The sequence below is a fragment of the Paracoccus sigandri genome (assembly GCF_003709565.1).
Taxonomy (GTDB): Bacteria; Pseudomonadota; Alphaproteobacteria; order Rhodobacterales; family Rhodobacteraceae; genus Paracoccus; species Paracoccus siganidrum.
In genome coordinates, this window is record NZ_QNRC01000005.1 from 195,484 (window position 1) to 209,088 (window position 13,605).

The following is a 13,605-nucleotide window of genomic DNA, read 5'->3' on the forward strand; positions in this document are numbered from 1 at the left end:
TTCCGGTTACCAGCGGTAATGGCTGAACGCCTTGTTGGCGTCGGCCATCTTGTGCGTGTCTTCACGCTTCTTGACGGCGGTGCCGCGACCGTTGACGGCGTCGGCCAGTTCGCCCGCCAGGCGCTCTTCCATGGTGTGTTCGTTGCGGTTCTTCGCGGCGGTGATCAGCCAGCGGATCGCCAGCGCCTCGCGGCGCGACGGACGCACTTCGACCGGGACCTGGTAGGTCGCGCCACCGACCCGGCGCGAACGCACCTCGACCGAGGGCTTCACGTTGTCGAGGGCTTCGTGGAAGACCTCGATCGGCTCGCGCTTCAGCTTGCCCTGGACGCGGTCCAGCGCATTGTAGACGATCCGTTCGGCAACCGACTTCTTGCCGTCGATCATCAGGTTGTTCATGAATTTGGTCAGCACGCGATCGCCAAACTTGGCGTCGGGCAGGACTTCGCGCTTCTCAGCGGCGTGACGACGGGACATGTGCCTATCTCCTTACTTCGGACGCTTGGCGCCGTATTTCGAACGACGCTGGCGACGATCCTTGACGCCCTGGGTATCCAGCACACCGCGCAGGATGTGATAGCGGACACCCGGAAGGTCCTTCACGCGGCCGCCGCGGATCAGCACGACGCTGTGTTCCTGCAGGTTGTGCTTTTCGCCCGGAATGTAGGAAATGACCTCGAAACCATTGGTCAGGCGCACCTTGGCGACCTTGCGCATGGCCGAGTTCGGCTTTTTCGGCGTCGTGGTATAGACACGCGTACAGACACCACGCTTCTGCGGGCATCCCTGGAGGTGCTGCGACTTCGAGCGCTGCACTTTCGGCTGCCGCGGCTTGCGGATCAGCTGTTGGATCGTCGGCATTCGGTTCCCCGTCTTGCTTTCGTCAATACTCGCAGCCACTTGGCTGCGCCACTTCTCGACGGCATTCCGCGCCCATCGCGAAATGCCAAACCCGTCCGATCCCGACATTCCGGGCTGGACGAGTGAATTCCAGAGGATCGGGGCCGGGCCCGGATCATGACCACACAGGTTCTGGTTCCCGCTGCGGTTGCCCGCCGGGTGTGGGGCGTATAGGGGGAATCGCCCCTGCTGTCAACCAATCGGCCCGGCCCCCGAAGCAGCCCCCGGACCGGCCCCGTCCGGCCCCCGGAACGCCTGCCGCGCCGCCCGCTCCAGCGCCGCCCTGCGCAGCCGGAACCGCCGCCACAGCGCCCGCTCCAGCGCCTGCGGATCGGCCTGCCAGGGATGGCCCGGCCCCAGCGCGCCCGAGTCGCTGTCGGCATGGATCGAGCGGATGAACATCAGCGGCCCCGGCACCGAGACCCCCGGCATCCACAGCCCGATCTTCGAGTGATCGTAATGCAGCGCGGTCTCTTCGGCATCGGGACGCAGGAACACCGTCAGCGCGACGCCCATATTGTGGCAGATGCGCGGGGTCAGTTCCAGCCCGCCCGCGTCCAGCCGCATCATCAGCCCGCGCGAATGGTCCAGCGACAGCTTGCCCTCGGCCCGCCACAGCGCCTTCACGCGGCGGAAATCGCGGCGCGCCGAGGCGATATAGTCGATGGCCACCGCATCGTCGTCGTCATGGCGGAAATGGCCGATCACGTCGGCCTCGGGGTCGACATGCGGCGCGACGGCGGCGCGGCAGGCGGCCAGGTGCCGCTCCATCGGCGGGACCAGTTCCAGCCGCAGCTGCGGGATCTCATGCGCCAGGTCGTGCAGGCGCGACAGCCAGGGCTCGGGCAGGTCGGGGCCGGTCATCACCACCAGGGTGAAATCCGGGTCGCTCTGCGCGCGCCAGGCCGGCAGCGCCACCTGCGTAAACCAGAACCAGCGCCGCGCCAGCCGCTCCGGGTCATAGAGCAGCGCCCGGCGTTCGTCATAGCTGGCATGTTCGACCTGATAGCCGCGCAGGCCGACATAGGAAAACCGGCACAGGCCCAGCATCTGCACCCGCATCAGCGCCGCCACCCCAGCTGCGCCTCGCGCCAGATCGTATAGCCCCCCGCGCCGACCACCAGCGCCGAGCCCAGCCAGGTCCACAGGTCGGGCCATTCGCCGAAGACCACCAGTCCCAGGAAGATCGCCGCCAGAAGCGAGGTATAGCGGAACGGCGCGACATAGGACATCTCGCCCACGCGCATCGCCGAGACGGCGCTGACATAGCCCACGGTCAGGAAGGCGCCGGCCAGCCCCAGCAGCAGAAGCTGCGACAGGCTGGGGGCGACCCAGCCCTGGCCCAGGCTCATCACCAGCCCGGTCAGCGCCACCGCGATCGCGGCATAGAAGGCGATGGTCGAGGAGCGCACCTCGCGCCCGAACCTGCGCGTCGCCAGGTCGCGCAGCGCCACCAGCAGCATCGACCCCAGCGCGACCAGCGCCCAGATCCCGAAGGTGCCGCTGCCGGGGCGCAGGATGATCAGCACGCCCAGCAGCCCGACGATCACCGCGCTCATCCGCCGCCAGCCCAGCTTCTCGCCGAAGAACAGCGCGGCGGCCAGCATGACGACCAGCGGCAGGGCCTGCATGATCGCCGACAAGTCGCCGATCGCCATATGCATCAGCGCGTTCAGGAACAGCAGGGTCGAGCCGATCTCGCCGATCACCCGCAGCGCCATCGGCAGGCGCGCGCCGGGGGCGATGCGCAGCTTCAGCCCGCCCTCGCGCCAGGCGATCAGCCCTATCCCCAGGATGACGACCACGCCGCGCAGGGTGATCGCCTGATAGAGCGGCATCTCCTGCGTGACGAATTTCATCACCGTGTCGTTGCAGGTGAAGCCCAGCATCGACAGGCACATCAGCATCGCGCCGCGCAGGTTGTCGCCCGGCTGCAGCGGCGCCGGCGTGATCGAGGCCGGACGCATCCGGCGGATGGGCGAAATGATCGGCGTGCGCATGATCGCTGGCTCCCTCTTGACCAAGCGATAGGCGGGGCCGATCACAAGGGCAAGATCCTGTTTCCGGCGCGCCTGCCGGCCGGGCGGCTATTGCGGCGACAAGGCCGCGAACAGCTCCTCGCGGCCCAGGCCGAAACGGTCGAACAGGGCGTCGTCCAGCTGCTCGGCGGTCATCTCGATCCGGCGATGGCCGTAAGGGTGGCGCGGGCTGTCGTTGTTGCCGTGCAGGCCCCGGATCCACATCACCCGGTCGATCCGGCTGACCGTGCTGACGAAGCGCCACATCCAGTCGTGGCGATAGTTCATCACCGAGCGCGGCTTGCCGCCCGGAAAATACAGCGTCAGCGCCGCGCACCAGAAATGCGTCAGCTCGCAGCGCAGGGACAGCTGGCCGCCCGGATCCTGCTCCAGCACCAGCCCGCGCCCGTAATCCAGCGCGACCGGATCGCGGCCGTTCATCAGCCGCTCGACCAGGGGATAGTCGCGGCGGATGCGGGCGACGTAATCCACCGCCACCGCATCGTCGTCATCCATGCGGAACTGCGCCACGACATCGGCGCCGGGATCGGTATGCCTGGCCAGAAGCGTCCTGCAGATCTCGGCATGGCGGCCCGGCGCGACCTGTTCCAGCCGGATCTGCGGCACCGCCTCGGCGATCTCGCGCAGCCGGGTGATCCAGGGCTCGGGCAGGTCCTCGCCCGTGGCCAGGATCAGCGTGAAATCGGGATCGGATTGCCACAGCAGGGGCGGCAGGCACAGGTTCTCGAACCAGCGCATCCGCTGCGCCATCCGCTTAGGCGCATAGAGAATGGCGCGATTGCGGTCCAGGTCCGCCCCGGTCGTCTGGAAGTCGCTGTCGACCAGCATCGAGAAGCGGCAGAGACCAAGAACCTGAATACGCATGATTTTCCCCTTCGCCACTTGGCCTGAATGCCCCGGCGGCAGGCGGCGGGTCAACCGCAAAAGGAAAGGCCCGGCGCAAGGGCCGGGCCTTTCGGATCATGTCGCGGCCAGGATCACTCCTCGCTGTCGGCCTCGGGCAGGTCGGCGAAGACGCTGGCGCCGGTCGGCTCGGCCGCGGCTTCGGGCGCGGCCAGGGCGGCAGCGGCCTCGGCCTCGGCGCGGCGGGCCTCGATCACCTCATTGTCGCGCTCGGCGGCGATGCGGCGCACGCGGCTGGTCGCGCCCCCCGTGCCTGCCGGGATCAGCCGGCCGACGATGACGTTCTCCTTCAGCCCGACCAGCTTGTCGCGCTTGCCCTGGACGGCGGCCTCGGTCAGCACGCGGGTCGTTTCCTGGAACGAGGCGGCCGAGATGAAGCTGCGGGTCTGCAAGCTGGCCTTGGTGATGCCCAGCAGCACCGGCTCGCCCACGGCGGGACGGCCGCCGCGCGCCTCGATCTTGGCGTTCTCTTCCTCGAACTCGTCGCGCTCGACATGCTCGCCCTTCAGAAGCGTCGTCTCACCGCTGTCGATGATCTCGATCTTCTGCAGCATCTGGCGGACGATCACCTCGATATGCTTGTCGTTGATCTTCACGCCCTGCAGCCGGTAAACGTCCTGCACCTCGTCGATCAGGTAATCGGCCAGCGCCTCGATGCCCAGGATCCGCAGGATGTCGTGCGGCGCCGGGTTGCCGTCCATGATGTAGTCGCCCTTCTGCACGAAGTCGCCTTCCTGCACCGGGATGTGCTTGCCCTTCGGCACCATGTATTCGACCGGATCGCGCCCTTCTTCCGAGGGTTCGATGCTGATGCGGCGCTTGTTCTTGTAGTCCTTGCCGAAGCGCACATAGCCGTCGATCTCGGCGATGATGGCGTGATCCTTGGGACGACGGGCCTCGAACAGTTCCGCCACGCGGGGCAGACCCCCGGTGATGTCCTTGGTCCGGGCGCCTTCGCGCGGGATACGGGCCACCACGTCGCCCGGACGGATTTCCTGGCCGTCCTCGATCGACAGGATCGCGTCCACCGACATCGGATAGCTGACCGGGTTCCCCTGGCTGTTGCGCACCGGCTCTCCGTTCTCATCCATGATGATGATCTCGGGCTTCAGGTCGCTGCCTTTCGGCGCCGAGCGCCAGTCGGTCACGATCTTCTGCGTCATGCCGGTCGCCTCGTCGGTCTCGTCGCGGACCGAAAGGCCCGTGACCAGGTCGACGAACTTCGCCACCCCGCCCTTCTCGGCGATGATCGGAAGCGTGTAGGGGTCCCATTCGTACAGCTTGGCGCCGCGGGTCACGCGCTCGCCTTCCTTCACGAACAGCTTCGAGCCGTAGAACAGCTTGTGGCTGGCGCGTTCCTGCCCCTGGTCGTCCATGACCAGCAGCTGCATGTTGCGCGACATCACGACCTGCTCGCCATTGGCGTTGGCCAGGATGCTTTCGTTGCGGAACTGCACGGTGCCCTCGTGCGAGGCCGCCTGGAACGACTGCTGGCCGCCCTGCGCGATGCCGCCGATGTGGAAGGTCCGCATCGTCAGCTGCGTGCCGGGCTCGCCGATGGACTGGGCGGCGATGATGCCGACCGCCTCGCCGATATTGACCAGCGTGCCGCGGGCCAGGTCGCGGCCATAGCACAGCGCGCAGACCCCGTCCTCGGATTCGCAGGTCAGCGCCGAGCGGATGCGCACCGATTGCACGCCCGACTGCTCGATCTCGTCGGCCTTGCGCTCATCGATCAGCTCTCCGGCGCGGACGATGATCTCGTCCTCGCCCGGAACCAGCACGTCCTCGGCGGCCGTCCGGCCCAGCACCCGCTCGCCGAGCGGGCTGATGACCTCGCCGTCATTGACCGCGGCGGATGCCGTGATCGCCCGGTCGGTGCCGCAATCATGCTCGCGGATGATGCAGTCCTGCGCCACGTCCACCAGGCGGCGGGTCAGGTAGCCCGAGTTCGCCGTCTTCAGCGCGGTGTCCGACAGGCCCTTCCGCGCGCCGTGGGTCGAGTTGAAGTATTCAAGAACGGTCAGGCCTTCCTTGAAGTTCGAGATGATCGGCGTCTCGATGATCTCGCCCGAGGGCTTGGCCATCAGACCGCGCATCCCCCCCAGCTGCTTCATCTGGTTGACCGAGCCCCGCGCGCCCGAATGCGCCATCATGTAGACCGAGTTCGGCTCCTGCTCGGCCCCGTCCTCCGAGGTCTTGGTGGCCGAGATCGTGGACATCATGGCATCGGTGACGCGGTCGTTGCATTTCGACCAGGCATCGACGACCTTGTTGTACTTCTCGCCCTGGGTGATGAGACCGTCCAGATATTGCTGTTCGAACTCCTTCACCTGCTCCTGGACCTCGTCGACGATGGTCCACTTGTTGTCGGGCACCACCATGTCGTCCTTGCCGAAGCTGATGCCGGCGCGGAACGCCTCGCGGAAGCCCAGGCCCATGATCTGGTCGCAGAAGATCACCGATTCCTTCTGGCCGCAGTAGCGGTAGACGGTGTCGATGACGTGCTGCACGTCCTTCTTGCGCAGCAGCCGGTTGACCAGCTCGAAGGGCGCCTTGGCGTTCATCGGCAGCAGCGCGCCCAGCCGGACGCGGCCCGGCGTGGTCTCGAAGCGCTTGACGACCTCGTTGCCGTTCTCGTCGATCTGGCGGATCCGCGCGGTGATCCGGGCGTGCAGATGCACCTCGCCGGCGGCAAGGGCGTGCTCGACCTCGTCGACATTGGCGAAGGCCATGCCCTCGCCCTTCATGCCCTTACGCTCCATCGTGGTGTAGTAGAGGCCAAGGACCATGTCCTGCGACGGCACGATGATCGGCGCGCCGTTGGCGGGCGACAGCACGTTGTTCGTGGACATCATCAGCACACGCGCCTCGAGTTGGGCTTCCAGCGAGAGGGGAACGTGGACGGCCATCTGGTCGCCGTCGAAATCGGCGTTGAAGGCCGAGCAGACCAGCGGGTGCAGCTGGATCGCCTTGCCCTCGATCAGGATCGGCTCGAAGGCCTGAATGCCCAGGCGGTGCAGCGTCGGCGCGCGGTTCAGCAGCACCGGATGCTCGCGGATCACCTCGTCCAGGATATCCCAGACTTCGGGGCGCTCCTTCTCGACCAGCTTCTTGGCCTGCTTGACGGTGGAGGACAGCCCCTTCGCCTCAAGCCGCGAATAGATGAACGGCTTGAACAGCTCGAGCGCCATCTTCTTCGGCAGCCCGCACTGGTGCAGCTTCAGTTCCGGGCCGGTCACGATGACCGAACGGCCCGAGAAGTCCACGCGCTTGCCCAGAAGGTTCTGGCGGAACCGGCCCTGCTTGCCCTTGAGCATGTCGGACAGCGATTTCAGCGGGCGACGATTGTTGCCGGTGATCACGCGGCCGCGGCGGCCGTTGTCGAACAGCGCATCGACCGATTCCTGCAGCATCCGCTTTTCGTTGCGCACGATGATGTCGGGCGCGCGCAGCTCGATCAGCCGCTTCAGGCGGTTGTTGCGGTTGATGACCCGGCGATAGAGGTCGTTCAGGTCGGACGTGGCAAACCGGCCGCCATCCAGCGGCACCAGCGGGCGCAGTTCCGGCGGGATGACCGGGATCACGGTCAGCACCATCCATTCGGGACGGTTGCCCGATTCCAGGAAACTTTCCACGATCTTCAGCCGCTTGATGATCTTCTTCGGCTTCAGCTCGCCCGTGGCTTCCTTCAGGTCCTCGCGCAGCTGTTCGGCGGTCGCGGCCAGGTCGATATTGGCCAGCATCGCGCGGATCGCCTCGGCGCCGATATCGGCGCTGAAGGCATCGGCGCCATACTGGTCCTGCGCGTCGAGGAATTCCTCCTCGCTCAGCAGCTGGCCATAGCTGAGATCGGTCAGGCCCGGCTCGATGACCACGTAGTTTTCAAAGTAAAGGATCCGCTCCAGGTCGCGCAGCGTCATGTCCAGCATCAGACCGATGCGGGACGGCAGCGACTTCAGGAACCAGATATGCGCGACCGGGGCGGCCAGCTCGATATGGCCCATCCGCTCGCGGCGGACCTTCTGCAGCGTGACTTCCACGCCGCATTTCTCGCAGACCAGGCCGCGATACTTCATCCGCTTGTATTTGCCGCACAGGCATTCGTAGTCCTTGATCGGACCGAAGATGCGCGCGCAGAACAGACCGTCACGTTCCGGCTTGAACGTGCGGTAGTTGATCGTCTCGGGCTTCTTCACCTCGCCGAAGGACCAGGCGAGGATTTCCTCGGGCGAGGCCAGCGAGATCTTGATTTCGTCGAACTGCCGCGGCGGGGCCAGCGGGTTCAGGGGGTTGGTGGCAAGTTCCTGGTTCATTTTTCAATCCTGATGAAGGGCGCGGGAAATGGGGTGAGGGCCGGGGCCCTCACTCGTCCTCTTCCGCATCCAGGAGTTCCATGTTGAGGCCCAGACCCCGGACCTCCTTGACCAGCACGTTGAAGCTTTCGGGGACACCGGCCTCGAAATTGTCCTCGCCCTTGACGATGGACTCGTAGACCTTGGTGCGGCCCGCCACGTCGTCCGACTTCACGGTCAGCATTTCCTGCAGGGTATAGGCGGCGCCATAGGCTTCCAGGGCCCAGACCTCCATCTCACCCAGACGCTGGCCGCCGAACTGCGCCTTGCCGCCCAGGGGCTGCTGCGTGACCAGGCTGTAGGGGCCGGTCGAGCGGGCGTGCATCTTGTCGTCGACAAGGTGGTGCAGCTTCAGGACGTATTTCATCCCGACCGTGACCTTGCGGGCGAATTGCTCGCCCGTGCGGCCGTCGAAGACCACCGACTGGCCCGAGGTGTCGAAGCCGGCCCGCGTCAGCGCGTCGTTGATGTCGGCCTCCTTGGCGCCGTCGAAGACCGGCGTGGCGATGGGAACGCCGCCGCGCACGGTATTGGCGTGCTCGACCAGGCGGTCATCCTCCATGCCCTCGAAGGTCTCGGCATACATGTCGTCGCCATAGCCGATCTTCATCGCCTCGCGGACCGGGCTCATGTCGCCGTTGCGGCGATATTCCTCCAGCGCCTCGTCGATCTTGATGCCAAGACCGCGCGAGGCCCAGCCCATATGCGTCTCGAGGATCTGGCCGACGTTCATCCGCGACGGCACGCCGAGCGGGTTGAACACCAGATCGACCGGGGTGCCGTCCGCCAGGAACGGCATGTCCTCGACCGGGACGACCTTGGAGACGACGCCCTTGTTGCCGTGGCGGCCGGCCATCTTGTCGCCGGCCTGCAGCTTGCGCTTCACGGCGACGAAGACCTTGACCATCTTCATGACGCCCGGCGGCAGGTCGTCGCCCTGGCGGACCTTCTCGACCTTGTCCTCGAAACGGGCTTCCAGCAGCTTCTTCTGGGTGTCGTATTGCTGGTTCAGCGCCTCGACTTCCTTGGCCACGTCTTCCTCGCCGACGGCAAGCTGCCACCACTGGCCGCGCGACAGCGTGCCCAGCAGTTCCTCGGTGATCTCCGAGTTCGGCTTGACGCCCTTCGGCCCCTTGACCGCCACCTTGCCGAGGATCAGCGATTTCAGGCGCGCATAGATGTTGCGGTCCAGGATCGCCTGTTCGTCGTCGCGGTCGCGCGCCAGGCGCTCGACTTCCTCGCGCTCGATCTGCAGCGCGCGCTCGTCCTTGTCCACGCCGTGGCGGTTGAACACCCGGACCTCGACGATGGTGCCGTAAGCCCCCGGCGGCAGCCGCAGCGAGGTGTCGCGCACGTCGCTGGCCTTCTCGCCGAAGATGGCGCGCAGCAGCTTTTCTTCCGGCGTCATCGGGCTTTCGCCCTTGGGGGTGATCTTGCCCACCAGGATGTCGCCCGGCCCGACTTCGGCGCCGATATAGACGATGCCGGCTTCATCCAGGTTGCGCAGCGCCTCTTCGCCGACGTTCGGGATGTCGCGGGTGATCTCCTCGGGCCCCAGCTTGGTGTCGCGGGCCGCCACTTCGTATTCGTCGATATGGATCGAGGTGAACACGTCGTCGCGGTGGATCCGTTCCGAGATCAGGATCGAGTCCTCGTAGTTGTAGCCGTTCCAGGGCATGAAGGCGACGACCACGTTGCGGCCGATCGCCAGTTCGCCCTGGTCGGTCGAGGGACCGTCGGCGACGACCTGGCCCTTGACGACCTTCTCGCCCACCTTGACCAACGGGCGCTGGTTGATGGTCGAGGACTGGTTCGAGCGCTTGAACTTGCGCAGACGATAGATGTCCACGCCCGCATCGCCCGCGCCCAGATCCTCGGTCGCGCGGATGACGATCCGCTGCGCGTCGACCTGGTCGATGACCCCGCCCCGGCGCGCCATGATCGCGGCGCCGGAATCGCGGGCCACGATGGCCTCCATGCCGGTGCCGACGAAGGGCGCCTCGGCGCGCAGCAGCGGCACCGCCTGGCGCTGCATGTTCGAGCCCATCAGCGCGCGGTTGGCGTCGTCGTTTTCAAGGAAGGGGATCAGCGCGGCGGCGACCGAGACCAGCTGCTTGGGCGACACGTCGATCAGATCGACGGCATCGACCGGGTTCAGCATGAAGTCGCCGGACTGGCGGGTGCTGACCAACTCGTCCACGAAGCGGCCGTCCTCGTCCAGCGTCGCGTTGGCCTGCGCGACGGTATGGCGCATTTCCTCGGTCGCGGACATGTAGACGACATCATCCGTCACCTTGCCCTCGATCACCTTGCGATAGGGGGTCTCGATGAAGCCGTACTTGTTCACCCGAGCGAAGGTCGCCAGGCTGTTGATCAACCCGATGTTCTGACCTTCCGGCGTCTCGATCGGGCACATCCGGCCGTAATGGGTCGGGTGGACGTCGCGCACCTCGAAGCCCGCGCGTTCGCGCGTCAGGCCGCCCGGCCCAAGCGCCGACAGGCGGCGCTTGTGCGTCACCTCGGACAGCGGGTTGGTCTGGTCCATGAACTGCGACAGCTGCGAGGAGCCGAAGAATTCGCGCACCGCGGCCGCGGCCGGCTTGGCGTTGATCAGGTCCTGCGGCATCACGGTGTCGATCTCGACACCCGACATCCGCTCGCGGATCGCGCGCTCCATGCGCAGCAACCCGACGCGATACTGGTTCTCCATCAGCTCGCCGACGGAACGCACCCGGCGGTTGCCCAGGTGGTCGATATCGTCGATCTCGCCCTTGCCGTCGCGCAGTTCCACCAGCCCGCGCACGCAGGCCACGATGTCCTCGTGGCGCAGGGTGCGCTGGGTGTCGGGCGCGTCCAGGTCCAGCCGCATGTTCATCTTGACCCGGCCGACGGCCGAGAGGTCATAGCGCTCGGCATCGAAGAACAGGCTGTTGAACAGCGTGCTGGCGGCCTCGACCGTGGGCGGCTCGCCCGGACGCATGACGCGATAGATGTCCATCAGCGCGCCGTCGCGATTCATGTTCTTGTCGGCCGCCATGGTGTTGCGGATATAGGGGCCGACATTCACGTGGTCGATGTCCAGGACCGGGACGTCGGTCACGCCGTTGTCCAGCAGGACCTTCAGCAGCCCGCCGTTCAGCTCGCCGTCGCGGTCGTATTCCGCGGTGATCTCGTCGCCGGCCTCGGCATAGATCAGGCCGGTCTGCTCGTTGATGATGTCCTTGGCGACGAAGCGGCCGATGATGCGGTCGAAGGGCACCAGCAGGTTCACCTGCTCGCCCGATTCCTGCAGCTGCTTCACCAGGCGCGGGGTGACCTTGTCACCGGCCTTGGTGATGACCTCGCCGGTCTCGGCATTCACCAGGTCATAGGCGGGACGGGTGCCGCGCACGCGCTCGGGGAAGAAGCGGGTGACCCAGCCCTGTTCGCGCCCCGATTTGCGCAGGCTGTAGTCCACCGTCTCGTAGAAGGCGTCCATGATGCCTTCCTGGTCCATGCCGAGCGCATAGAGCAGCGTCGTCACCGGCAGTTTCCGGCGGCGGTCGATGCGCGCGAAGACCAGGTCCTTGGCGTCGAATTCGAAATCCAGCCAGCTGCCGCGATAGGGAATGATGCGGCAGGCGAACAAGAGCTTGCCCGAGCTGTGGGTCTTGCCGCGGTCATGGTCGAAGAACACGCCGGGGCTGCGGTGCATCTGCGACACCACGACGCGCTCGGTCCCGTTCACGATGAAGGTGCCGTTCTGGGTCATCAGGGGCATGTCGCCCATGAAGACGTCCTGCTCCTTGATGTCCTTGACCGATTTCGCACCGGTATTCTCGTCGACATCGAACACGATCAGGCGCAGCGTGACCTTCAGCGGCGCGGCATAGGTCATGTCGCGCTGCTGGCATTCGTCCACGTCGTATTTCGGGCGCTCCAGCTCGTACTTGACGAATTCCAGGACCGCGGTCTCGTTGAAATCCTTGATCGGGAAGACCGACTGGAACACGCCCTGAATGCCCTCGCCATCGTGATGGCCGGTGCCTTCGCCGGAATTCAGGAACAGGTCGTAGGAGGATTTCTGGACCTCGATGAGGTTCGGCATCTCCAGAACTTCGCGGATATTGCCGTAGTAACGCCGGATGCGTTTCTGGCCGACATAAGCTTGCGCCATGGGGTCTCGTCACCTTTCGTCTTCGCGCGCGTCTTCCGGGTCGGGGCCCCCGGAACACGGCCTACGAATGCAGGGGTGAGGTTCCATTCACGCCGCCCGTCCCACCGCGCGGCTCCCGAACCTCGAACATGCCCTGAAGGAAGGTCTGCCACGGGTCTGCGCCCAGACCGCCCTTCAAGACAGGTTCGGCAGGGACCGGGAAACCCCGGACCCTGCCCCATTTCACACGGCCATCGGGCCGATTACTTCAGTTCGACCTTGGCGCCGGCTGCTTCCAGCTTGGCCTTGATCTCTTCGGCTTCGGCTTTCGCCGCGCCTTCCTTCACCTTGCCGCCGGCTTCGACCAGGTCCTTGGCTTCCTTCAGGCCCAGGCCGGTGATGCCGCGCACTTCCTTGATCACGTTGATCTTGTTGGCGCCGGCGTCGGTCAGCACGACGTCGAATTCGGTCTTTTCTTCAGCGGCTTCGGCAGCGGCAGCCGGACCCGCGACCATGACGGCGCCGCCAGCGGCGGGCTCGATGCCGTATTCGTCTTTCAGGATGGTTTTCAGTTCCTGGGCTTCCAGCAGGGTCAGGCCCACGATTTCTTCGGCGAGTTTTTTCAGATCAGCCATTTTTCCGTTCTTTCAGTTAGTGTTCCAACGTCGGGTTTTCAACCACACGTCGGGAAGGGGTTGCATCAAGCAGCCTCACGCTCTTCCAGAGTCGTCAGGATGCCCGCGATGTTGCTGGCAGGCGCACCGATCGCACCGGCGATGTTCGAGGCAGGCGCGCCGAGGCACGACACGATCTGAGCGATCAGCTCTTCACGCGACGGCATCGAGGCGACGGCTTTCACACCGGCCGGATCAAGCGCCGAGTCACCCATGGCACCGCCCAGGATCACGAATTTCTCGTTGTCCTTGGCGTATTTGTCGGCGATCCGGGCCGCAGCCGTGGGATCTTCCGAATAGGTGAGCACGGTCATGCCCGTCAGGTAATCCGCGATGCTGGCGCAGGGCTTACCTTCAAGGGCGATCTTGGCGAGCCTGTTCTTGGCAACGCGGACAGCACCGCCGGCTTCGCGCATGCGCGAGCGGAGGTCCTGCATCTGTGCAACCGTCATCCCTTCGTAGTGGGCAACCACCACGACGCCAGAGCTTTCAAAGATCTGGCCGAGTTCCTCGACCACCTGTTCTTTTTGTGCTCTATCCACGGTTTCACTCCAAGTTGGGGGTTTCCCCCCGGCTCTCACTTTTCCCGAACCTTGCGG

Annotated in this window: 9 protein-coding genes; all 9 read right to left on the reverse strand. The window is 65.6% G+C overall.

All coding sequences use genetic code 11. The features are described from left to right. Window positions 1–6 precede the first annotated feature (6 nt). On the reverse strand, window positions 7–477 hold the full coding sequence (gene rpsG, locus C9E82_RS06485) for a 30S ribosomal protein S7 (protein WP_119899045.1): 471 nt from the start codon (window positions 475–477) through the stop codon (window positions 7–9). 12 nt (window positions 478–489) lie between these two features. Beyond that, entirely contained in the window at window positions 490–861 is a 372-nt protein-coding gene (rpsL, locus tag C9E82_RS06490) for a 30S ribosomal protein S12 (RefSeq protein WP_022705687.1), read from the reverse strand. Between the two features lie 231 nt (window positions 862–1,092). Further along, window positions 1,093–1,974 (reverse strand): glycosyltransferase, encoded by an 882-nt coding sequence (locus tag C9E82_RS06495; protein ID WP_240643596.1) that lies wholly within the window; start codon window positions 1,972–1,974, stop codon window positions 1,093–1,095. Continuing rightward, on the reverse strand, window positions 1,962–2,900 hold the full coding sequence (locus tag C9E82_RS06500; RefSeq protein WP_119899056.1) for a DMT family transporter: 939 nt from the start codon (window positions 2,898–2,900) through the stop codon (window positions 1,962–1,964). The genes C9E82_RS06495 and C9E82_RS06500 overlap by 13 nt, the downstream gene beginning before the upstream one ends. An 87-nt stretch (window positions 2,901–2,987) precedes the next feature. Further along, window positions 2,988–3,803, reverse strand: a complete 816-nt coding sequence (locus C9E82_RS06505) for a glycosyltransferase (protein WP_119899043.1) — start codon at window positions 3,801–3,803, stop codon at window positions 2,988–2,990. A gap of 113 nt (window positions 3,804–3,916) precedes the next feature. Then, entirely contained in the window at window positions 3,917–8,158 is a 4,242-nt protein-coding gene (gene rpoC / locus C9E82_RS06510; protein WP_119899040.1) for a DNA-directed RNA polymerase subunit beta', read from the reverse strand. Window positions 8,159–8,207: 49 nt separating this feature from the next. Continuing rightward, window positions 8,208–12,353, reverse strand: a complete 4,146-nt coding sequence (gene rpoB, locus C9E82_RS06515) for a DNA-directed RNA polymerase subunit beta (RefSeq protein ID WP_119899038.1) — start codon at window positions 12,351–12,353, stop codon at window positions 8,208–8,210. Between the two features lie 242 nt (window positions 12,354–12,595). After that, window positions 12,596–12,967, reverse strand: a complete 372-nt coding sequence (gene rplL, locus C9E82_RS06520; protein WP_119899036.1) for a 50S ribosomal protein L7/L12 — start codon at window positions 12,965–12,967, stop codon at window positions 12,596–12,598. A gap of 65 nt (window positions 12,968–13,032) precedes the next feature. Continuing rightward, on the reverse strand, window positions 13,033–13,548 hold the full coding sequence (gene rplJ / locus C9E82_RS06525; RefSeq protein WP_119899034.1) for a 50S ribosomal protein L10: 516 nt from the start codon (window positions 13,546–13,548) through the stop codon (window positions 13,033–13,035). Window positions 13,549–13,605 lie beyond the last annotated feature (57 nt).